We start from the raw sequence: 22,405 nt of genomic DNA on the forward strand, positions 1-22,405 counted from the left end.
GCATCCGCGAACGGCGTGGATAGGCTGGAGGGCAGGCGGATGATCGCCGTCATGGGTCGCGCGGGGCCCGTCCCGGGCCGCGTCGCAGATCGGAGCCCGATGAGCGAGGGGTCGTCCGGTCTCGACGTCCGGGCCGCGTTCGTCGAACACGGCTCGTCGCTGCTCGGTTTCGCCGTCAACGCCCTCCGCGACCGGGCGCTCGCCGAGGACTGCGTGCAAGAGACCTTCGTGCGGGCCTGGCGCGCCCGCGACTCGTTCGACGCCGACCGCGGCAGCGTCCGCACCTGGCTGTTCGCGATCGAACGCCGCGTCGTGCTCGACGTGTACCGGGCACGCACGCGCACGCCGTCGGTCGTGCCGCTCGAGCACGCCCCCGACCCCGTGGCGACCGTCGCCGACCCGCTCGAGCGCCTGGGCATGGCCGAGGGGCTCGCCCGCCTGAGCGACGACCACCGGGCGGCCGTGGTGGCCGTCCACCTCGAGGGCCTGAGCTACCGCGAGGTCTCCGAGCGCACGGGCGTGCCCGTGGCGACCCTCCGCACCCGTGTGTTCCACGCGCTGCGTGCCCTCCGCACCCACCTCGACGACCAGGAGACGACCGATGACTGACCGCACGCCAGGGGTGGGGGCCGGTGACGGTGCCGGTGCCGGTGCCGGGGACGGCGGGGGCGCCGACGGTGTCGGGGGCGCCGACGCCCGTCGTGACGAGTTGACGGCCGCGGCGCTCGCGGACGACCTCTCGCCGAGCGAACGCGTCGAGTTCGACGCGTTGCGGGCCGCCGACCCGTCGATCGACGCCGAGTTGGCGGCGCTGGGCGTCGTCGTCGGAGGGCTCTCGGACTTCGGTCGTTGGGACGAGGTCGCCCCGAGCGACGGACTCCGCGAGCGCGTCGACGCCGTCGCACGGGCCGGAGACGACCCGGCCGTGGGGCGGGCGACCGATGACGGCATCGCCTCGGACGTCGGCACCGCCTCGGGCGTCGGCACCGCCTCCGATGCCGGCATCCTGTCCGGCGCCGGCACGATGGGGGTCGACCCGACGGTCCCGCGCATCGGTCCCCACGTCGCCACCGCCCGCTCGGGCCGGGGCCGTCGCCCGCTGCTGATCGCCGTCGTCGCCGCCGCGTGCCTGGCGATCGGGGCCGGGGGCGGAGTCCTCCTCGCGATGCCTCGCGACACGGTGGTGGCCGGCCCGGCCGGCACCCTCGGTGCCGTCGAGCACGTGGACTTCGTCGGTCAGCCGGCCGGGGTCGACCTCGACGGAGACCTCGTCGCCCACACCTGGGGCACCGAGACCGTCCTCAGCATCGACGGCCTGCCGACGGGCTCGGCGTTCACGGTCGTGGTGGTCGGGGGCGACGGGCGTGAGTACGAGTCCGGTGCATTCCTCGGGTCGGACGTGCGCGTCGACTGTCGGTTGAACGCGGCCGTGCTGCGGCCCGACGTGGCGTCCGTCGAGATCCGTGCCGCGGACGGCCACGACATCGCCGTCGCGTCGGTGCCCCCGGTCGCGAGTTGAGCCGAGTCCTGGGCTCGGGCACGGGTGGCCGAGAGGTCCGACGTGCCGCTCCACCCTGGACCTGAGCCACACGTCGTGACGTCTCGGCAGGGTCAGACGATGGTCAAGGAGGCGCGGGTCGCCTCGATCGTCGCGAGCAGCGACCTCGAGTCGGCCAGCGAGTGCAGAGGCGAGTCGCGCAGCCCGGCATCGACGTAGGACGCCAGGGCCGTCGCCTGGTAGGCCAAGCCCTCGCGGCCGGTCGGGACGGACGGGTCGCTCCAGACGGCCGAGCCGCTGCCCGTGGTCAGCTCGAACGTCGCGGGGAAGACCAGGTTCTGCAGGGTGCGGATCGAGCCGGTCGTGCCCGAGATCGTGCCGAGCCCGGGCGAGGTCGTGAGCAGGCTGGTCGCCGCGGTGGCCAGCACCCCGTCGGCCGTGCGGGTGACGACGGCCGCGTCGAGGTCGACGCCGTCGGCCCGGGTCGAGCCGGTGGCGTGCCACTCGACGGGGTGACCGGTGGCGAACTGGGTGAACCAGAAGGCGTAGACGCCGATGTCGAGCAGGGCGCCGCCGCCGAGGGCCGGGTCCGTCATGCGTCCGCCGGCCGAGAGGTCGTTCGCCCAGGCGACGTCGGCGGTCGCCAGTCGCACGTCTCCGATCGCCCCCTCGGCGAGCAGTTCGGCGATGACGGTGGTGTGCGGCAGGTACCGCGTCCAGAGCGCCTCCATCGCGAGGACCCCCGCGGCGCTCGCCGCAGCCACGATCTCGTCGGCTTCGGCGGTGCTGGTCGCCATCGGCTTCTCGATCAGGACGTGCTTCCCGCCACGGATCGCGGTCAGGGCGTCGGGCAGGTGCCGGGTGTGGGGCGTGGCCACGTAGACGACGTCGACGTCGGGGGACGCGACCAGCGCCTCCGCGTCCCCGTGGGCGGTGTCGACGCCGTGGGCGCGGGCGAACGCCTCGGCCCGGTCGAGGCTGCGCGAGGCCACGGCGACCACCCGCTGGTCGGTGTGCGCGTGCAGGGCGTCGGTGAAGTCGCCGGCGATCTCGCCCGGGCCGATCACGCCCCAGCGGAGGACCGGCCCGCCCCGCAACGGGACGGCCGTTGAAGCGGGCAAGCTCGGGGTGCTCTGGGTGCTCTGGGTGCTCGGGGTCTGCAGGGACATGCGTTCTCCTCGGGGTCACGTCGTCGTGGGTGCATCCATCTTCGCGGGTGCGGGTGCGGGTGCGGGTGTGGGTGCGGGCGGCTGCCAGTGTGCGGCTGCGGGTGTCTGACGGTCGCCCCTCGCCCTCACTCGTGTTCGGCGAACCGCCCGATGCCGATCACGTCGAGCAAGCGCAGCTTGGCGTCGTCGTCGGACCCGGGCGTCGCCGTCAGCACGAGGAGCGTCTGCGACTGGTCCTCGGTGAAGAGGGCCTGGCAGTCCACCTCGATGCGGCCGAGCTCGGGATGCAACAGCGTCTTGCGGTCGTCGAAACGTTGGTGGACCGCGTGACGGCTCCAGATCGTCGCGAACTCGTCGCTCGAGGCGAGCAGCGCCTCCACCAGTTCGCGCGGTCGCCCGCGGCCGCCCGCCAGGCTGAGCGCCGCCCGCAGCCCGGACGCCTGCAGCTCGAGTTGGTGCGCGTGGTCCTCGACCGGGTAGGAGGCGCGCTCGGCCGGGTCGGTGAACCACCGGTGGAACGCGCTGCGGTCGAGACCCTCGTGCCTCATCTGGTCGCCGAGCAGGGCGACCGCGAGCCGGTTCTGCGCGAGCGTCTCGGCCAGGTCGCTGAGGACGAGCGCGGGGGTGTCGTCCAGACGGTCGAGCACCCGCAGCAGGGCGGGACTGACGTGGTCGCCGCCGCGTGTGCGGCGCGGCGGGTGGTGACCGGTCAGGCGGTAGAGATGGTCGCGCTCGTCGAGGCTCAGCCGCAGCGCCCGGGTGAGCGCGACCAGCATCTGCTCGGACGGCTGGGGGCCGCGCTGCTGCTCGAGCCGCGCGTAGTAGTCGGTCGACATGCCGACGAGCCCCGCCACCTCTTCACGACGCAGTCCCGCGGTTCGCCGACGCACGCCCTCGGGCAGCCCGACGTCGGACGGCCGGAGCGCCTCGCGGCGGTGGCGGAGGAAGTCGGCGAGTTCGGCGCGGTCCATCGCCCCATGCTGTCAGCCCCGTCGCTCGCCGACCAGGGAGTGGCGATCCCTGGACGAGCGCTCTCTGCCGCCTCGCGCCTCCCCGGGTCAGAGTGGGGTCGTCGCCCCGACCACCCTCGGCGCGGCGACGACCACCGGCCGCGCCGAGCGCGGCACACCCGAAGGAGCAACCGTGAAGATCAGCGGCAACACCGTGTTCATCCCCGGAGCCACGTCCGGCATCGGCCTGGGCCTCGCCCTGCGCCTGCAGGCCGCCGGCAACACCGTCGTCGTGGCGGGCCGACGCCGGGCCCTGCTCGACCAGATCGTCCGCGACCACCCGGGCCTCGAGGCCGTCGAGCTCGACACCACCGACCCGCAGGCCGTCGTCGACGTCTCGGCCGAGGTGCAACGCCGCTGGCCCGAGACCAACGTCGTGGTCGCGATGGCCGGCATCATGCAGACCGAGGACGTCACGACAGGTGAGTTCCTCCCGACCGCCGAGGCGATCGTCACGACGAACCTGCTCGGGCCGATCCGCCTGATCGCCGCGTGGACGTCGTTCCTGCAGTCACGGCCGGCGGCGTCGATCGTGACCGTGTCGTCCGGGCTCGCGAGCGTGCCGCTGCCGATCACGCCGACCTACAACGCGACCAAGGCGGCGATCCACTCGTTCAGCGAGGGCATCCGCGTGCAGCTCGCCGGCACGAGCGTCCAGGTCGTCGAACTCGTGCCGCCGGCCGTGCAGACCACCCTGCTCGGCCAGCAGGACGACCCGTCGGCCATGCCGCTCGACGAGTACCTCGACGAGACCATGGCGCTGCTCGAGGCCCAGCCCGACGCCCACGAGATCCTGGTCGAGCGGGTCAAGTTCCTGCGCAACGCCGAGGCCGAGGGGCGCTACGACGAGGTGCTGGCGCGGCTCAGCGGTCACTGAGGCGGGCTGGGGGCCGCACCCTAGGCTGGGTGGATGAGCACATGGGGTGACTGGGGTCCGGCGGTGGTGGCGATCGTCGTGGCGGTCGTGTACCTCGTGATCGTCGTCAGCATCGTGCGTGCCGTCCGACGGCGTGCCGACACGACGCAGCTCGAGCGCACGGTCTGGACGGTCGCCGCCGTCCTCTTCCCGCTCGGTGCCGGTGCGGTCTGGCTGCTGCTCGGGCCGCACCCGCTCGGGCTGCGCATCGACCACGAGCACGACTGAGCCGGGCCCGGCCGGGTGTCGGTGGCCGCACCTAGCCTGCGGGGGTGACCAGCCCGACGCCCCGACCCGACGACACCTGCCGAGGAGGCACGGGGCGGCTCGGCGACGACTCCTGCGGTCGTCCGGTCGATCCGTCGTCCCCCGTGCCGCTCTGCGATCGGCACCTCGCGCTCGCCGCCGACTGGGCCGCCTCGCTCGAGGGGTCGGGCGAGGGAGTGGCCGACCTGCTGCCGTCGCCGTGCCTCGCGTGCGGGTCGCGGCTCGGCGTGCACTGGCCGTCGGGGTGGCTCTGCGCCGTCTGCGAGTGGCGTCAGGGCGACGTGCCCGACGGCGAGCTCGGGGTCGTGCGGGTCGACGTCGTCTACTACATCCGCTTCGAGGACCGCATCAAGATCGGCACCTCGTCGAACCCCCGACAGCGGCTGAGGACGCTCTGGCACGACGAACTCCTGGCCTTCGAGCGCGGCGACCGCCTGGTCGAACGGCGACGGCACGGCCAGTTCGCGGCGTCCCGGTTCGGTCGCACCGAATGGTTCGCCCGGAGTGCCGAGCTCGACGCCCACGTGGCGGCGCTCGCCGAGGGCATCGACGATCCGTGGCAGCGCTACGCCCGCTGGCGCAGCGAGGCGCTGGCCCTGCGCGGCTGAGCCCGACTGGCCTGGCTAGCCTGGCTGGCCCGGGGGTCGCGTGACACCACGTTCTGAACGTCGCACCGTGTTTCGTACAGCGCACCGCGACGAGATCGGGTGCCGTGCACGAAACGCGGTGCGGTGTCGTGGTCCCGCCCGCCCGCCCGCCCGGCCCTGCCGCCGGGGGGCGCGCCGGACTCAGCGGCGCAGGTAGGCGTCGACGAGCAGCGGGCCGCGGATGGCACGCAGCTCGTCGAGCAGCAGGGGCACCGTCTGCCGCGTCAGCCCCGAGAGTTGCAGGTCGTGGGGGCCGAGCCGGGGCAGCTTTCCGGTCCGGAGCCGTACGACCTCCCAGCCGGCGGCCCGCAGCGCGGCGTCCTTGCGGCGGTCGGCGGTCTCGCGGTGCCCGACGTGCTCGAGCCCGTGCCGCCCGGTCGAGTCGTACTCGATCGCGACCCGCAGCTCGCTCAGCACGATGTCGGGCCACACCTCGACGTGGTCGAAGAACGGACGCCCGACCCGCACCGCGTTCAGGCCGGGCTCGAACTCGAGCCGGGCCGTCAGTCCGGCTCGCAGCTCGGCCTCGACCGCCGACGCCGGCTTGGGGGCACACGCGCTGACGAAAGGCGTACCGGTCGGCAGGGCCGGCGTCTTGTCGCACACCGGCCGGGAGGCGCGGGTCGGCCGAGGGGCGCGGGCCGGCGGGGAGGAGCGCTCGGTGCGGGAGCCACTGATGGCCGGGGAGGCGAGCTCGGTGCGGGAGGCGCCGGTGGGCGGGGAGGCATGCTCGGTGCGGGAGGCGCCGGTGGACGGGGAGGCACGCTCGGTGGGGATGTGGCTGACTAGCGGCGAGGTGGGGGAGGCGCGGGAGGGCTCGGGACTGCGGCTCGCCTCCGCGCGCGGCGTCGTCGACGGCAGACCCGTGCTCGAGCCGCGGCGACGCCGGGGCGGAGGTGACGGGGCCGCCGGCACCGCGCCTCCTGCGGTCGGGGCCGCCCAGGCCTGGCCGGACGCCGTCCCGGCATCGCCCGGTGCCGGCCGGGCCTGGCCCGTCGCACTCGCGCCCTGCGTCGGCATGCCCTCGGCCTGTGCGCGGACCACCGCCGCCGGTGCCATCGGCGGTCTCATCGGCAGGGCGCGCGGAGCGGCGAGCTCGCTGCACTCGGGGCACCACGACGACCGCCGGCGCTCGCGCCCGGGCCGGTGCCGCTGTTCGTCGGGGGTGGCGACGAAGACGTGGCCCGCGTCGCAGAGCCAGCACAGCCACACGTCGGCCGCGGGCGGGATCTGGCTGAGCACGATGCCGCCATTGTGTTCGGGCCGGTACTGCCGCACGAGCACCGGGTACGACGCCCAGGCCTCGCGGTAGCTGCCCACGGGGTAGGGCACGGCGAGGCCGCGCGACGACCGGCGTCGCGCCCACCAGGCGGCGATCGGCTCGGGCACGCGCACACGCTACGACGGGCCACCGACACTCGGCCCGCAGCCCCGCAGCCCCGCAGCCCCGCAGCCCCGCAGCCCGCCGACAGCCCGCCGACACCCCGCCGACGCCGCACCGGCACCCCGCCGGGCCACCGGCACCCGGGCCGACTCCGGCGGACACCCGTAGCATCGACCGGATGCCCGACACCGCCCCTCCCGACGTGCCCGACGCCCCCGCCGACACACCCGCGGACGTCCACGCCCGCGGATTCGTCCGCGTCCGGGGCGCTCGCGAGAACAACCTGCGCGCGGTCGACGTCGACGTCCCGCGCGACAGCATCGTCGCGTTCACGGGCGTCTCGGGCTCGGGCAAGTCGTCGTTGGCCTTCGGCACGATCTTCGCCGAGGCGCAGCGCCGCTTCTTCGAGTCCGTCGCCCCCTACGCGCGGCGGCTGATCGCCCAGGGCGGCGCCCCGCACGTCGACGAGATCACCGGCCTGCCCCCGGCGGTCGCCCTGCAGCAGCGCCGCGGCGCCCCGAGCTCGCGGTCGACCGTCGGCACCCTGACCACGCTGTCGAACTCGATGCGGATGCTCTACTCGCGGGCCGGCAGCTACCCCGCGGGGGCCGACCGGCTCGAGTCCGACTCGTTCTCGCCGAACACGGTCGCGGGGGCCTGCCCGCGCTGCCACGGGCTCGGCATCGCGCACGAGGTGACCGAGGCGTCCGCCGTCCACGACCCCGACCTGAGCATCCGCGACGGCGCGATCAGCGCCTGGCCGGGAGCCTGGCAGGGCAAGAACCTCCGCGACGTCACGAGCGTGCTCGGCTACGACATCGACCGCCCCTGGCGTGACCTGCCGCGGGCCGATCGCGACTGGCTGCTCTACACCGAGGAGCAGCCCGTGGTCGAGGTGACCCCCCAGCGCGACCGCGTCGCCAAGCCGTACAAGGGCCGCTTCTGGAGCGCCCGCGCCTTCGTCCTGCACACCCTCGCCGACTCGCAGAGCGAGACCCAGCGGACCAAGGTGCTGCAGTACGTCGAGAGCGGTCCCTGCTCGCTCTGCGGTGGCAGCGGCCTGACCCGGGCGGCGCTCGCCGTGACCTTCGCCGGCCGGACGATCGCCGAGCTCAACGCCCTGCCGATCGCCGAGTTGGGCGACGTCCTGCGGCCGACGGCGACCCTGACGAGTGCGTCGGCGGCGGTGTCGAACGCGTCGTCGGGCGAGGTCACCGAGGTCGCCGTCCGCATCGCCTCCGACCTGCTGGCCCGGACGACCGTGCTCGCCGACCTCGGGCTCGGCTACCTCAGCCTCGGCCGTGCGACGCCGACCCTGTCGCCGGGCGAGATGCAGCGGCTCCGCATCGCGACCCAGCTGCGCTCGGGCCTGTTCGGCGTCGTCTACGTGCTCGACGAGCCGAGCGCCGGCCTGCACCCCGCCGACGCCGAGTCCCTCGTCGAGGTGCTCGAGCGGCTACGGGCGAGTGGCAACTCGGTGTTCGTCGTCGAGCACGACATGAGCATCGTGCGTCGCGCCGACTGGGTCGTCGACGTCGGCCCGGGGGCCGGCAGCCAAGGAGGCGCGGTGCTCTACAGCGGGCCCGTCGCCGGGCTCGCCGGGGTCGCCGACTCCGTCACGAGGCGGTTCCTCGACCCCTCCGCCGACGGTCGCGCCCAGGGCGGGTCGCCCGTCCGCCGCGAACCGACCGCCACCCTCGAACTGCGTGGCGTCACCCGGCACAACCTCGACGGCGTCGACGTCGACCTGCCGCTCGGCGTGCTGACCGCGGTCACGGGGGTGTCGGGCTCGGGCAAGTCGACGCTGGTCGGCGGCGTGCTGGCCGAGACGGCGACGAGCCACGAGCGGGTCGACCGCGTCGTGCAGGTCGACCAGAAGCCGATCGGCCGGACTCCGCGGTCGAACCTCGCGACGTACACGGGCCTGTTCGACGCCGTGCGCCAGGCCTTCGCCGCGACCGACGAGGCACGGGCCCGGGGGTACGGCGCCGGACGCTTCTCGTTCAACGTCGCCGGGGGCCGCTGCGAGGTCTGCCAGGGCGAGGGGTTCGTCTCGGTCGAGCTGCTCTTCCTGCCCGGCAGCTACTCGCCGTGCCCCGAGTGCCACGGAGCCCGCTACAACGCCGAGACGCTCGAGGTCACGTGGCACGGCGCGACCGTGGCGGACGTGCTCGCGATGACGGTCGACGAGGCGGCGACGTTCCTCGCCGAGGTGACCAGCGCCTCCCGGGCCCTCGAGACGTTGCGGCAGGTCGGGCTCGGCTACCTGCGACTCGGTCAGCCGGCCACCGAACTCTCGGGCGGCGAGGCGCAGCGCATCAAGCTCGCGACCGAACTGCAGCGGGCACGCTCGGGCCACACGCTCTACCTGCTCGACGAGCCCACGACGGGCCTGCACCCCGCCGACGTCGAGCTGCTCGTCACCCAGTTGCAGCTGCTCGTCGACGCGGGCAACACGGTCGTCGTGGTGGAGCACCACATGGGCGTCGTGGCGGCGTCCGACCACGTCATCGACCTGGGCCCCGGCGGAGGGGACGCCGGTGGGCGCGTGCTCGCCGTCGGGACTCCCGAACAGGTGGCCGGAGCCACCGGTAGTCGCACCGCGCCGTACCTCGCGGCGGCGCTGCCCGCCTGAGCCGCCGGGGCCACTGACCCGAGGAGCCGAGGAGGCGCGGTCCAGCCGACCCGCGCCTCCTCGGTTCCGTCGTCGGTCGGGCTACGGCGAGACCATGCCGCCGTTGACGTTGAGCGTCTCGCCCGAGACGAAGCTCGACTCGGCCGAGGCGAGGAACACGTAGGCCGGTGCCTGCTCGGCGGGCTGGCCGGCGCGACCGAGCGGGGCCTCGCTCGAGCCGAACTCGGGCAGCGACTCGGGGTCGACGCCGTCGGTCACCTGCAGCACGGTCCAGGTCGGGCCGGGCGCGACGACGTTGACGCGGATGCCCTTCGTGATGAGCTGCTGCGCCATGCCCTTCGACAGGTTGTTGACCGCACCCTTGGTGGCGGCGTAGTCGAGGCGGTCGGGCGCGGGCGTGTGGGCCTCGGCCGAGGCGGTGTTGATGATCGTCGAGCCGGGGGCGAGGTGCGGCACGGCGGCCTTGACGATCCAGAACGGGGCGTAGACGTTGGTGCGGAAGGTCAGGTCGAACTGCTCGTCGGTGATGTCGGCGATGTCCTCGTGCCAGACCTGCTTGCCGGCGACGTTGACGACGGCGTCGAGGCCGCCGAGTCCGTCGACCGCCTTCTGCACCAGCTCGCGACAGAAGGACGCGCTGGTCAGGTCCCCGGGGAGGGCCACGGCCTTCTGCCCCGCGGCCTCGACGAGCGCGATGACGTGGTCGGCGTCGGACTGTTCGCTCGGCAGGTAGTTCAGGGCGACGTCGGCACCCTCGCGGGCGTAGGCGATCGCGACGGCGGCGCCGATGCCCGAGTCGGCACCCGTGATGAGGGCCTTGCGCCCCTGCAGGCGTCCCGTGCCGCGGTAGGTCTCCTCGCCGAGGTCGGGGACGGGCGTCATCTGCGACTGCAGGCCGGGCTCGTCCTGGTGCTGCACCTCGGGGCTGATCGTGGGGTAGAGCGTGCGCGGGTCGGAGAAGGTGTACTGGTCGCGGGTCATGCGGGGTCCTCTCTGGTTCGGGGGTGCCCTGGACGCTACGCCGGGCCGCCTCCGCCGACGCGGCGCGTTCGGGGTACGGGCCCGGACGCAGCGGACGAGTGGCCGCGGATCGTGCCCGCCATCGTGGCGGAGGACGATCGGCGACCACTCGTCCGGGTCGTCGTGCGGGCTAGAAGCCCTGGGTCATGATCAGCGCGCCAGCGACCATCGAGCCGATGTTGGCCACGATGCCGATGAAGCCGAGCACGATGCCGACCGTCGCCATGGTGCGGGCGGCGGGCTCGCGCTTGCGCGACAGGAAGCCGAGCACCACGGCGGCGATGGCGAGGAGGATCCACAGCACCGGCAGGAAGAGGCAGAAGACGATGCTGACGATGCCGAAGACGAGCGACAGGACGCCCATCGTCTTCTTGGTCGTCGTGGCGGGGCCGGTGGTGCCAGGGCCGGGGTAGGGGGTGGCGTCGGTCATGTCGGGTCTCCTCAGAATCGGGGTGAGCATTTCTCGTCGAAGCTAGCGACTTTCGGACCGTGAAGGCCGGGTGATCGGCTGGCGGGACCCGACCCGACCCGACCCGACGCGACGCGACGCGACGCGTCGCGTCGCGTCGAGCGGTGGCGGGCGCCGCGGCTCGGCGGAGTGCGGAGGGGGCGTCAGTGGGGTGCGTGGATCCGTCAGCGGGTGACGGCGAACGCCGGGGGAGGGGCGTCCACGATCGTCGCCGCGCCGCACGCGATCGCGCGGCTGATCCGCTCGACCAGCTGGTCGGGGACGGGGCGGCCCCAGCCGAAGGCGACGGTGTCCTTGGCGCGTCGGTGAGGGGAGACGTCGCCTTCGAGGGCTTCGTCGAACCGGGGCACGGGGTAGATGCCGAGGTGGCGCGTCCAGGCCGCGAAGTAGAGCGTCTGCCCGTCCTCGAAGCGGATGGCCGGCATGCCGTACCGCAGGCTCTCGACGCCGCCGGTGCACCCGGCGTGGATGGCCCGCCTCACCCGTTCGAGCGCTTCGCGTCTCTCGGGCGGGAACCCCGCGATGTACTGATCGACCACGGTGTCGCTCATGACGAGTCCTCTCGTTCGCTGGGCACCAGTGTGCGACGGAACGAGCGCGGGCGCCAGCCCCCGGGCCGAGCGTTCGTGTGCGGCGTCGAGGTCTGCATCGGATCACATCGCTTCTTTCACGCCCGACCTGATGAGGAGCCAGTTGACGGGGTAGGAGGTCGCGAACCCGGCGAGCATGGCGATCTGCATGACGAACCAGAATTCCGGACTGACGACGTCCGCACGCCCGCCGAAGAGTGAGGGCAGGACGAGGAACTGGGCCAGCGCCATCACCCCGTACATTCCGACCTGCCACGCCGAGATCGACAGGGCGTCGGCCTTGAGGGCGGCCACGATGCCGGCTCGGAGGCCGAGGCCGCGCATCGGGGCGATGGAGAAGTACTGGAACACGATCCCGAGAGCGAAGGCGAGGACGAAGTCGATGATCCAGCCGGCGAAGATCTCGTCGTCGTACAGGGTGCCCCGGCCGACGACGACGCCGATGACGGGGAAGGCGACGAGGGCGAACTCTGCGACGAGGTCGCCGATCGCGCAACCCGCGCCGCAATGGCTGGTACCCGTGGCGACGGAGACCGCCATCGAACTCCCGCGCTCGTCCTGGCTCAGTCCTCGCAGGGCGGCGCGCGCGGTCCGACGGTAGAACAGCAGCCACGCGAGCCCGCCGAACAGCATCGTCACGGGCCACACCACGTTCATCACGGCCATCGGCTGTGGGCGGCGGGCCACGTCGGCCGCGACACCGACCGCGCAGACGACACCGATGGCGATGAAGGTCCACGAGAGGAACGTGAACCCGACGGGGAACGCGTCGACGGTCAGGACAGGTGAGGCGGCGACCATCCATCGACCCAACACCCTGACGATGCCGAGCGTCGACGTCGACGAGAACGTCGTGAGGCCCGCTGTTCGACGCCGATCTGCTCGGCACGTGCCTCCGGCCCGATCCCGGGGGATGAATCGGTCAGGCCGCTTCCGTTTCTGCGATCAGTCGACGGAGGGTGATCAGGGCATCGCGGATGCGGGTCTTCATCGTCCCGATGGCGACGCCGGCCTCACGGGCAGCCTCGCTGTGGCTCAGCCCGCCGAAGTACACCAGCTCGAGGGCTTGCTGCTGCAGGTCGGTCAAGGTGCGCATGGCTTTCGTCACTCGCTCGTGCTCGACCCGGGTCTCGGCCGTCTCCGCCACGTCGTCCCGTGCGTCGACGAATTCCTTGGCACCGACCGCGAGGTCGCGGTCGCGTGAGGACTGGGAGGCGCGCACCCGGTCGACGGCGCGGCGGTGCGCCATCGTGAGCAGCCACGACGATGCCTTGCCACGCGCGGGATCGAAGCGCCCGGCGGTCTGCCAGGCCTCCAGGAAGATCTCCTGCGTGACCTCCTCGGACTGCGCCGGATCGACCAGGATGCGACGGACCAGTCCGAGGACACGGGCAGCCGTCCGGTCGTAGAAGACCGCGAAGGCTTGCTGGTTGCCTTCGGCGACGAGGACGAGGAGGTCGTCGTCGGAGCGCTCGGTCCCCACGGGTGGCGCAGGTGCAAGAGACATGGCGTCCAGTCCGGGGGGCTCGGGATCGAGGTTTCGTGCCACCGACGGCACCCCTCGAACTCTATGCGCTTGAATTGAAAGCGGTGACCCCAGACCGAGGGTCACGAGTCGTGTCTGCGGTGGTCGTCAGCTGCCGGGCAGACGCGGAGGTGACGGGCGCGGTGAGCACGGCGCTCGTCACCCCCGCCGCGTCTCCTGACCCCCGGCCGTCAGTGCGCGAAGAACCCGGTTCCGAACGATGCACCCCGATTCTTCTGGGTGCGTCGTTCGAAACCGGGTTCACGGCCGCCAGACCTCGGGCCGGACCCCGGGCGGCAACGGAAAAACCCCGCCCCGTGCGTGAGCACGAGGCGGGGTCCACCGGGATCGCCGACCCCGTCGAGCAGGGCGGGGCCGGTGCGTCGTCACGGAGACGACCCGGGTTCCAGGCCGCACCTCGCGAGGCGGGGTGCGGCCCTGGGGGCCGGGCCGGCGGGTAGCCGGCCAGACAGGTACTACTCCGTGGCGGCGGTGATCTTCGCGACGCCGACGAGCATCTCGTCCTGGACGGCGTCGGTCTTGAAGGTCTGGTTCAGCAGCGACGCGGCGTCGGGGCTGATGTGCACCGTGGTGCCCTCGAGGACGGCGTTCGAGCCCTCCATCTGGATCGGCTTGAGCGTGCCACCCCAGAGGTTGAAGAGGTAGGCGTCCTCGGCGGCGACGGTGCCGTTGGCGGTCACGGTGCCGTAGAGCTTCGACTCGCCCGGGTCGATGCGGAAGTCGGTCAGTTCGACGACGGTGCCGTCGGCCGCGGTCAGCGACAGGCCGGAGCCGTCGTGGTCGATCTCGCCCTGGACGTAGGGTCGCACGTCGCTGTCGGGGCCGTAGTAGTCGACGTTGCCGCCCGTGATGGGGAACGCGAAGGTGCCGTCGGTGAAGGTCGCGGTGCCGACGACGCCGGGCGTCAGGCCCAGGCTCGTGAGGGCGTCGACGAAGGACGCGTCCACGGCGACCTGCGTGTCGACGCCGTTGCTGAGGTCGGCGATCGACGCGGCGGGCGTCGACGCGGCGCTGGGCTCGGAGGACGACGAGCTCGACGAGGAGGACGTGTCGGTCGAGGTGCCGGAGTCCATCGAGCACGCGGCGAGGGAGAAGAGCAGGGCGCCCGAGGCGACGAGGCCGAGGGTGGTCTTGGTGATGTTCTTGCGAGTGAAAGCGTTCATGGTGAAGCTCCTTGTCAGTTGGTCCCGGTGGGGATGTACTGGGTTCGCCACCGGGCCCGAAAAGGATTGGAACGCATCGACTTCGTTACCCCGCCGTGACCTCCACCGCCTCGTCGGCACCGGCCCGAAGCCTCCTCAGCTCGGGCGCTCGGCTCCGAGTCGCACGGAGGTTCCACGACGGCTCCGTCCCGACCGTCCCGCGCCGCGTTCAGCAGATCCGACGTGTCCTAGTCTCGGTCCGTGCTCTCGACCGTGCTCGCCCTGGTGCCGTGGCTCGCCTTCTCGGTCCTGGTCGGCGTCGTCGTCGTCGGTCCGTTCGCCGGACTGTGGCTCGTGGGACGCCGACGGACGACCGGCGTTCTCCTCGGCCTGGCAGTGCTCGCGGTCCTGGCGCTCACGCTGTACCCGGATGGCGCGCCCTACCCGGGCATCACGTGCAACCCGGGCCTGCCGTACCTCTCGCCCACTGCGGTGGAGTCGACCGCGAACGTCCTCTTGTTCGTCCCGGTCTCGTTCTTCGCGGGGGTGCTCTGGCGACGACCGGTGGTGGCAGTTCTCGGCGCCGTCGTACTGTCGGGTGCCATCGAGTTGCTCCAGGCACTGGTGGTGGTGATCGGTCGAGCTTGCGACACGGGTGACTGGATCACCAACACCATCGGTGCCGTCGTGGGGGGCGTGCTCGCGGCGACGGCCCTCACCTGGCATCGACGCCGCACGTCCGGTGCACGAGGCCGCCTCGGCGGCTAGTCGGTGGGGACCACGTCCCAGTGCTCGCGGATGAGGCCGCCGTCGACGCGGAACAGGTCGGCCGCGAGCAGCGGGTCTCCGGGCTTCGCGCCGACCGCCTGGGAGAAGGTCCAGACGATGTCGCCGTCCGAGAGCGAGATGACGGATTGCTGCGCCGGGAACTGCGCACCGCTCCCGAACAGCTGCTTCAGCGCTGCCGTCCCGTTCGGAGCCACCGGGTTGTGCTGCAGGTACGCGGGGTCGAATGCGCGGTCGAGGATCGACGGGTCGTGGTCCCGGAACAGCGTGTCGTACGCCGACACCGCGAGGACGCGATTGCGTTCTTCCTGACGTTCGGACGGCGCGGCGGTCGGACGCGCCGACCGGTAGAGGTCGCTGAACATCGAGTTCGTGTTCCCGCTGGCCGGTGTGCCGGTCGGAACGGGCTGCTCGAGCGACCAGTGCTCGACGATCCGGCCGTGCTCGAGGCGGAACAGGTCGACGGCGGCGTCACCGCGTCGTTCGTCGCCGGGGTCCGGCGTGATCTGCCAGTGCACCGCGACGAGGTCGCCGTCGGCTGCGACGTGTTTGATCACGGCGTGGGCACCGGGAACGCGGATGCGGTCCGCCGCGAACTGGGCGAGGAATCCCTCCGGCCCCGCCGCGGTCCCTGCTCCGTGCGCGACCGCGGTCGGGGAGACGAGCCGGGCCGCGAGCTCGCGGGAGGACGTGCCGTCCGGGTCGGCGAAGGTCTGGGTGAGGAGCGTCCGCACGGCGCAGGCGTTGCGGTGTTCGCTGGTGGTGTCTCGCCGGTCCGCGGCAGCCGTCACGGTCGACTTCGGTGGGGTCCCGGGAGCAGCGGCCGCCGGCGTGGCGACGCCGAGTCCGGTGAGGAGGGCGACTCCGGCGAGGACGGCCGTGCCGCGGGCGAGGCGGCGGGAGGAGCTGCGCGTGGTCAGGTCGTTCGTCATGTGCTCTCCTGCTCGTGTGGTCGGCGGGTGATCGCAGCATCGCAGGAAGCCCCGTCGTCGGCAGGTACGCACTTTCTCGTAAGCCACTCACGTGGAGGTCGGAATCGTGGAACCGCCTGCGCCGACCGCGCAGGATCGTGGCGCACTCGTTCGCGTCCCTGCGGCGTGTCCGACGCGAGTCGTGCTCACACCCGTCGCGAGGCGGCGGGGCGTGCTCCTGGCGTGCGGGCCGCCGGCACGCACCGGCGCTGTCGTCCACGACGATCACGCCGTCTCTGCCGGCGCTCGCTCATGGGTCAGAAGGGCAGGGGCGTCAGCAGCCAGAGAAGCAGCAGACACCCGCTGACCGCCAGCCCGAGAAGGCCGAGCGCCATCCCGGCCGTGACGAAGCGCGGTCGGTCGTCAGGAGCCGACTCGGCGTCGTCGCGGGCGAAGGCGACGGCGGCGACTCCGAAGAACACGGACACGACCGCCCAGAGATCCAGCAGGATGCTCGCCCAGGGCACGAGTGGGGTGCCGATCAGCGAGGGGGCGTTGCCCGTGACCAGCAGGACCGGGCCGGACAGGCTCAGCCAGCCCAGGGCCCAGGCCCAGGACCGCGGCTCCGACGTCCTTCCCGGTGATGTCACGACGATCCCTCTCTCCCTCGACGACGACCCGTCCGCCTCCTCGTGACCCTCTCAGCATCGAGCCGCGGGCGCGTCCTCCCGACGGATGACACCCCCGGTGGGGTCGCGTGCTGCGGAGCCGCCGAGAGCGTTCCGCGGCACGGACTGCCGTGCGACGGACGTCCCCGCCCGCCCGCCCCCTCGGCAGGAGGGGCGGGCGGACGGGGACGTCGGCGCGTCGGGGGCTACTCGGCCCGGCGACGGCCTCGGATCGGGCCGACCACGCGACGGCCGCGACGCGAGAGCGCCAGGCCGAGCGCGACCCCGAGCAGGGCCATGGCGGCGATGCCGAGCACCGACGCGCTGCCGGTGAAGGCCAGCTGCGTCGCCGACAGGATCATCGGGAACGACACCGTGACGACCGCCTGGACCGTCTCGCCGGCCGTGTCGGTCACGCGGTACTGCACCGACGCCTCGGAGTCGAAGCCCTTCGCGGGGGTGAAGACCACGGAGCCGTCGACGACAGTCCAGGTGCCCTGCTCGGGCACGGTCAGCGTGCTGACCCCGTCACCGGTGGCCGGGTCGACGATCACGACGGTGCCGCGGTCGAAGGTCGCACCCTCGGTGGGGGCGTCGTTCGCCGTGACGTCGACGGTGACCGGGTGGTCCGTCGTGCCGCGCTGCTCGTCGTCGACCGCGACGGCCGCGCCCAGAACCGTGATGGTCACCGTCGCCCGGGACGTCTGCCCCGAGGCGTCGGTCGCCGTGTAGTCGAACGAGTCTGCCCCCACGAAGCCGGCGTCCGGCACGTACTCGTACGAGCCGTCGCGCGTCATCGTCACGGTGCCGTGGGAGGGCTTCGAGGCCAGGGCAACCCAGAGGGCCGACCCGTCGTCGTTGCCCAGCACGCCGCCGACCTTGCCCGAGACCAGGCGCTGACCGGCGATCGTCGTGCCCTCGTCGTCGACGGCCTTGACGCCCACGGTGATGCGGACCGTTGCGGTGGCGGTGCCGCCGTCACGGTCGGCGACCGCGTAGGTCACGGCGTCCGGGCCGGAGTAGCCGGTCGTCGGCGCGTAGACCAGGCGACCACCGGCGTCGATGGTGACCGTGCCGTGGGTGGCGGTGCCCGTCCCGGTGACGCGCAGTCCCGTACCCAGGTCGTTGCCCAGCACGCCCGGGGCGGCCACGGTCAGCGTCGTGTCGGCCGGGGTGGAGGCCCCGTCGTCGACCGCCGTCGGCAGCACCGTGATGGTGACCGTGCCCGTGCGGATCTGACCCTCGGCGTCGGTGGCCGTGTAGGTGAAGGCGTCGACACCCGAGAAGCCGGGCTTCGGCGCGTAGACGTACGAACCATCCTTCGCCAGGTCGACCGTGCCGTGGGCGGGGCGCCCGTCGATCGTCGCGGTCAGCGAACTGCCCGAGTCGTTCGCGAGCACGCCGTGCGTGGCATCGACGGTCAGCGGCGTACCGGCGCGGGTGGCGCCGGCGTCGTCGACGGCGAGGGCGCCGACGACGATCGTGGCGACGGCCTTCGTGCCGCGGCCCGACGCGTCGGTCGCGGTGTACTCGACGTGGTCGGTGCCCGAGAAGCCCGCGTCCGGCGTGTAGGCGGCCGAACCGTCCCGCTGGGTGACGATCGTGCCGTGCGCCGGGGTGCCGACGCTCGTCACGGTCAGGCCGGTGCCGAGGTCGTTCACGAGCAGGCCGGGGGCCGGCACGGAGAGCGTGGTCGCCGCGGGCGTCGTGTAACGGTCGTCGATCGCGCGGGGCGTCACGGTGACGGTGACCGTCGCGGCGTCGGTTCCGCCGTCACGGTCGGTGACCGTGTAGACGACGATGTCGTCGCCCGAGAACCCGGGGGCCGGCGTGTAGTCGAACGTGCCGTCCGGCGCGACCGTCACGGTGCCGTGCGGCGCCGGAGTGACCGCGGTGACGGCCAGGCCGGTGCCGACGTCGTTGCCGAGCACGCCGGGGGTGGCGACCGTCACGTGACCGTCGGCCACGACGGTGGCGACGTCGTCGACGGCCTTCGGGGCGACCACGACGGTCACGGTGCCCGTGCCCTTCTGGCCGTTGCCGTCGGTGACCTCGTAGCCGAAGGTGTCCTTGCCCGAGGTGCCGGGCTCCGGGGTGTACGTGTACGAACCGTCGGGGCCCGTGGTCACGGTGCCGGCCTTCGGCTGGTCGGTGACCTTCGCCGTCAGGTCGGTGCCCTTGTCGTTCGAGAGCACGCCGTGCGCGGCGTCCACGACGAGGGGCTGGTCGGCCACGGTGCCACCGACGGGCGAGTCGTCGACCACGATCGGACCGACGTGGATCGTCACGGTCGCGACGTCCGCGGCGCCGGATGCGTCGGTGGCGCGGTAGGTCAGCAGATCGGTACCCGAGAATCCGTCGGCGGGCGTGTAGGTGAAGGTGCCGCCGGCCGCGATCGTGGCCGTGCCGTGGGTCGGGGCGTCGACGATCTCCGCGCGCAGGTCGGTGCCGAGATCGTTGCCGAGCACGCCGGGCTCCGCGACGGTGACCGCGGTGCCGGCCTTCGTCGACGTGACGTCGTCGACGGCGTCGGGCACGACGACGACGGTCACGATGCCCGTGCTCTTCTGCCCCTCGGCGTCGGTCGCCGTGTAGGTGAAGGTGTCGGTGCCCGAGAAGCCCGTCGCGGGGGTGTAAACGTACGAGCCGTCCTTCGCGACGGTCACGTCACCGTGGCGGGGGGCGCCGTCGAGGGCGCCGGAGAGGCCGGTGCCGCTGTCGTTCGACAGCAGGCCCTTCGCGGCGTCGACCGACAGCGGTCGGCCCGCGGTGGCGGTGCCCTGGTCGGCCATGGCCAGGTCGCCGACGACGACCCAGGCGCGAGCCGTCGCGGTCTGACCCGAGGCGTCGGTCACCTGGTACTCGAACGAGTCGGTGCCCGAGGTGCCGGCGTCCGGCGTGTAGCTCCAGCTGCCGTCGGCGTCGACCGTCACGGCGCCGTGGGCGGGCGTGCCGTGGTCGGTCACGCGCAGCCCGGTGCCGAGGTCGTTGGCGAGCAGTCCGGCCGAGGCGGGCGTGGTCACCGTGGTGCCGTTCGGCGTGGTCGCCGCGTCGTCGACGGCCACCGGCTTCACGGTGATCGTCACCGACGCGGTCGAGGTGCGACCCGCGGCGTCGGTGACCTGGTAGGTCACGGTGTCGGTGCCCGAGAAGCCGGGCGCCGGCGTGTAGTCGAACTCGCCGTTCGTGGCGACGGTCGCGGTGCCGTGCTGCGGCCCGGTCTCGACCGCGGCCGTCAGGCCGGTTCCGAAGTCGTTGCCCAGCACGCCGGGCCCGTCGAGGTGGGCGTTGCCGCCCGCCGTGACCTGAACCGCGTCGTCGACGGCCTCGGGGGCGACCGCCACGCTGGCCGTCGCGGTGCTCGTGACCCCATTGCCGTCGGTCAGGGTGTACGTGAACGAGTCGGTCCCCGAGAAGCCCTTCTCCGGCGTGTAGACGAACGAGCCGTCCGGCGACACCACCACGGTGCCGTGCGAGGGGGCGGTGGCGACCGCGGCGGTCAGGGGGCCGGTGCCGCCGTCGTTCGCCAGCAGGCCACGGCCGGCCGGGACGTCGAGGGGAGCACCCGCCACGGCGTCGACCGAGTCGTCGGAGGCGCGGGGGGCGACCGTCACGGTGACCGTGGCGGTGTCGGTGCCGCCTTGGCCGTCGGTGACGGTGTAGTCGAAGGCGTCGGTGCCCGAGAAGTCGTCCGCGGGCGTGTAGACGACGTCGCCGGAGGGCGTCACCGAGGCGGTGCCGTGCCCGGGCGTCGAGACCGCGGTCACCGTCGTGTCGAGGCCGTCGTCGTTGCTCGTCAGGTCGCTGCCGGCGATGGTCGTCGGGGTGCCCGAGGCGGCGGTCGCCGTGTCGTCGACGGCGGTGGGCAGCACGGTGACGGTCACCGTGCTCGTGGTGCTCGCGCCCTCGGAGTCCGTGGCCGTGTAGGTGAAGGTGTCGGTGCCCGAGAACCCGTCGGCCGGGACGTAGCGGTACGAGCCGTCACGACCGAGCACGAGGGAGCCGTGCGAGGGTCCGGTCGCCACGGCGGCGGTCAGACCGGTGCCCGAGTCGTTCGCCAGGACGCCCGAGGCCGCGTCGACCACGAGGGCCTGGCCGGCACGGGCGGTCGCGACGTCGTCGCTGCTCACCGGGGTGACGGTGATCGTGACGGTCGAGGTCGACGTGCCACCGCCTCCGTCGGTCGTCGTGTACTGGAAGGTGTCGGTTCCCGAGAAGCCCGTCGCGGGCGTGTAGACGTACGAGCCGTCGGCCGAGACGGTGGCCTGCCCGTTCGTCGGCTGCGTGTTCGACGTCACGGTCAGGTCGGTGCCCGCGTCGTCGGCGAGGACGCCGGGTGCGCCGACCGTCAGGGTGGTGCCGGAGGCGGTGGTCCCGGTGTCGTCGGAGGCTGCGGCCGAGATCGCCGCCACGGTGTTCGCGAAGGTGCACACGACGTCGGTGCCGTCGGCGCTGGTCGCGGCCGGGAAGGTGAACTGCGCGGTGTTGCCCGAGCCCGACGCGACGGTCGCGTCGTCGGTGACGTTCGCGCAGCGGTACGTCGTCGAGTAGTCGGCGAGGCGCGTCGAGCTGTTGCCCGCCGTCTGCGAGACGGTGTACGTCCGGGCCGGGATCGCGAGCGCGGCGCCGGCCTTCTGGGCCTGGACTCCGTTCGCGGTGCCGGAGGTCGTCGCGGTGGACGGCGACGACAGGTTGCCGCCGTCGACCTTGAGGGCGAACTGGTCGCCGGACTTCCAGCGGCCCGTGACGTCCGCCTTGCCCGTCAGGGTGTTGGCGTAGTTGCAGCTCGCGAGGTCGGAGTACGAGGTGATGTTGCTGATGGCCGGGGTCGTCATGCGGCTGACCTCGGTACCCGAACTCGAGTCGAGCTTGATGATCTGCATGCCCGACGAGACGTACAGGTATCCGTCGGACGAGAAGGCGATGCCGGGGCTGTTGGTGCCCGTGGGCAGGTCGGTCAGCTTGGTGGCGGCGAGGGAGGTGGTGCCGGCCGTGGTCGGGATCGTCTCGTCGTTCAGTCGGTAGACCGCGTTGCTCGCCACGACGAAGAGCAGTCCCTGCGTGCTGAAGGCGAAGTCGCCGTTGCCGGCCTGCAGGCCGGGGATGCGGCCGACGACGCCGATCTTGTCCCCGGTCTCCGGGTCGTACGCCGAGATCGTCGACGGGTCGCCACCGGTCGCGTAGTAGTAGATCCCGGTCACCGGGTTGACGGCGCCCCGCAGGGTCGAGGCGGGTGCGCCCGACGGGTTCGCGTTGGCGACCGTCGTGACGGCCCCGGCCGCCGAGTCGTAGCGCGCGAGCGTGTTGCCGTTCGAGTTGTTGGCCGCGCCGTTGGTGAAGGCGTAGGCGTCGAGGCCGTTCCGCCCGACGCCGAGACCGTTGTTGGCCGGTGAGAACGGGTTCGCCGTCCCCGCGATCACGTCGGACACCGTGTTGGCCGCGACGTTGATGGCGACGAACTGGCCCTGACCGGCCGTCGCGTAGATCGTGTTCTGGTCGCACGAGAGCGCTGCGGCGGCCTGGGCCGGCGCCGGCGAGACGGCCTGGGTCACGGCGACGGCCGCCAGCAGGGAGGCGGTGGCGAAGGCCGCGAACGAGAGGGCGCGACGACGGGGGCGCACGGAGGCGCGGAGAAGCGACATGGGGGTGTCCTCGGGTGGGGGCGTCCGGCCGGGTCGGATCCGGTCGGGCGTCGGTCCTGCTCGACACGCGGGGGTTCAGGTGCCCGCGTGTCGCCCCCACGGGTA

Annotated in this window: 19 protein-coding genes; 7 read left to right on the plus strand and 12 right to left on the minus strand. The window is 72.9% G+C overall.

The genetic code is table 11. The features are described from left to right. Positions 1-99 precede the first annotated feature (99 nt). Positions 100-609, plus strand: coding sequence for an RNA polymerase sigma factor (locus QRN23_RS03745; protein ID WP_043594763.1), 510 nt, complete (start codon positions 100-102; stop codon positions 607-609). Next, on the plus strand, positions 602-1,519 hold the full coding sequence (locus QRN23_RS03750) for a hypothetical protein (RefSeq protein WP_285062607.1): 918 nt from the start codon (positions 602-604) through the stop codon (positions 1,517-1,519). Before QRN23_RS03745 ends, QRN23_RS03750 begins: the two co-directional genes overlap by 8 nt. Positions 1,520-1,611: 92 nt before the next feature. On the opposite strand, the gene QRN23_RS03755 is transcribed toward QRN23_RS03750, so the two are convergent. Together QRN23_RS03755 and QRN23_RS03760 are read right to left on the minus strand one after the other, a co-directional pair. Then, positions 1,612-2,667: a Gfo/Idh/MocA family protein gene (locus tag QRN23_RS03755; protein ID WP_285062608.1), complete on the minus strand. Its 1,056-nt coding sequence runs from the start codon at positions 2,665-2,667 to the stop codon at positions 1,612-1,614. A gap of 125 nt (positions 2,668-2,792) precedes the next feature. After that, positions 2,793-3,638, minus strand: coding sequence for a helix-turn-helix transcriptional regulator (locus QRN23_RS03760; RefSeq protein WP_056042983.1), 846 nt, complete (start codon positions 3,636-3,638; stop codon positions 2,793-2,795). Between the two features lie 172 nt (positions 3,639-3,810). Between QRN23_RS03760 and QRN23_RS03765 the strand changes: the two genes are divergently transcribed. The 3 genes from QRN23_RS03765 to QRN23_RS03775 are packed head-to-tail and all read left to right on the plus strand — an operon-like array spanning position 3,811 to position 5,468. Further along, positions 3,811-4,554 (plus strand): SDR family oxidoreductase, encoded by a 744-nt coding sequence (locus tag QRN23_RS03765; RefSeq protein ID WP_056042980.1) that lies wholly within the window; start codon positions 3,811-3,813, stop codon positions 4,552-4,554. A gap of 33 nt (positions 4,555-4,587) precedes the next feature. Next, on the plus strand, positions 4,588-4,821 hold the full coding sequence (locus QRN23_RS03770; RefSeq protein WP_159827332.1) for a PLDc N-terminal domain-containing protein: 234 nt from the start codon (positions 4,588-4,590) through the stop codon (positions 4,819-4,821). Positions 4,822-4,865: 44 nt separating this feature from the next. Continuing rightward, entirely contained in the window at positions 4,866-5,468 is a 603-nt protein-coding gene (locus QRN23_RS03775; protein WP_502874802.1) for a GIY-YIG nuclease family protein, read from the plus strand. Positions 5,469-5,648: 180 nt separating this feature from the next. On the opposite strand, the gene QRN23_RS03780 is transcribed toward QRN23_RS03775, so the two are convergent. Next, positions 5,649-6,896, minus strand: a complete 1,248-nt coding sequence (locus QRN23_RS03780) for a putative endonuclease domain-containing protein (protein WP_502874803.1) — start codon at positions 6,894-6,896, stop codon at positions 5,649-5,651. A 173-nt stretch (positions 6,897-7,069) separates the two neighbouring features. Here QRN23_RS03780 and QRN23_RS03785 point away from each other — a divergent pair, with 173 nt between their 5' ends. After that, on the plus strand, positions 7,070-9,526 hold the full coding sequence (locus tag QRN23_RS03785) for an ATP-binding cassette domain-containing protein (protein WP_285062609.1): 2,457 nt from the start codon (positions 7,070-7,072) through the stop codon (positions 9,524-9,526). Between the two features lie 81 nt (positions 9,527-9,607). Here the strand turns inward: QRN23_RS03785 and QRN23_RS03790 are convergent, their stop codons facing one another. From QRN23_RS03790 to QRN23_RS03815, 6 genes are all read right to left on the minus strand, one after another. After that, positions 9,608-10,507: an SDR family oxidoreductase gene (locus QRN23_RS03790; protein WP_056042968.1), complete on the minus strand. Its 900-nt coding sequence runs from the start codon at positions 10,505-10,507 to the stop codon at positions 9,608-9,610. 169 nt (positions 10,508-10,676) lie between these two features. Further along, positions 10,677-10,976, minus strand: a complete 300-nt coding sequence (locus QRN23_RS03795; RefSeq protein ID WP_285062610.1) for a hypothetical protein — start codon at positions 10,974-10,976, stop codon at positions 10,677-10,679. A gap of 203 nt (positions 10,977-11,179) precedes the next feature. Further along, positions 11,180-11,566, minus strand: a complete 387-nt coding sequence (locus tag QRN23_RS03800) for an iron chaperone (protein WP_056042961.1) — start codon at positions 11,564-11,566, stop codon at positions 11,180-11,182. Positions 11,567-11,668: 102 nt separating this feature from the next. Further along, entirely contained in the window at positions 11,669-12,406 is a 738-nt protein-coding gene (locus QRN23_RS03805; RefSeq protein WP_192122847.1) for a DUF4396 domain-containing protein, read from the minus strand. Positions 12,407-12,527: 121 nt separating this feature from the next. Further along, positions 12,528-13,112, minus strand: coding sequence for an ECF RNA polymerase sigma factor SigK (gene sigK, locus QRN23_RS03810; protein WP_123571661.1), 585 nt, complete (start codon positions 13,110-13,112; stop codon positions 12,528-12,530). Positions 13,113-13,606: 494 nt separating this feature from the next. Further along, on the minus strand, positions 13,607-14,314 hold the full coding sequence (locus QRN23_RS03815; protein ID WP_285062611.1) for a hypothetical protein: 708 nt from the start codon (positions 14,312-14,314) through the stop codon (positions 13,607-13,609). Positions 14,315-14,554: 240 nt separating this feature from the next. On the opposite strand from QRN23_RS03815, the gene QRN23_RS03820 reads away from it, so the two are divergent. After that, entirely contained in the window at positions 14,555-15,061 is a 507-nt protein-coding gene (locus QRN23_RS03820) for a VanZ family protein (protein WP_285062612.1), read from the plus strand. Here QRN23_RS03820 and QRN23_RS03825 read toward each other — a convergent pair. The 3 genes from QRN23_RS03825 to QRN23_RS03835 all read right to left on the minus strand — a co-directional run bounded on the left by QRN23_RS03825 (position 15,058) and on the right by QRN23_RS03835 (position 22,300). After that, positions 15,058-16,011 (minus strand): nuclear transport factor 2 family protein, encoded by a 954-nt coding sequence (locus QRN23_RS03825; protein ID WP_285062614.1) that lies wholly within the window; start codon positions 16,009-16,011, stop codon positions 15,058-15,060. The two genes, QRN23_RS03820 and QRN23_RS03825, sit on opposite strands and share 4 nt — an antisense overlap. A gap of 296 nt (positions 16,012-16,307) precedes the next feature. Continuing rightward, entirely contained in the window at positions 16,308-16,640 is a 333-nt protein-coding gene (locus tag QRN23_RS03830) for a hypothetical protein (protein WP_285062615.1), read from the minus strand. A gap of 224 nt (positions 16,641-16,864) precedes the next feature. Further along, a complete protein-coding gene (locus QRN23_RS03835) occupies positions 16,865-22,300 on the minus strand; it encodes an Ig-like domain-containing protein (RefSeq protein ID WP_285062616.1) in 5,436 nt (1,811 codons plus the stop codon). Positions 22,301-22,405 lie beyond the last annotated feature (105 nt).

It is taken from the genome of Frigoribacterium sp. ME-P-080 (assembly GCF_030209595.1).
Taxonomy (GTDB): Bacteria; Actinomycetota; Actinomycetes; order Actinomycetales; family Microbacteriaceae; genus Frigoribacterium.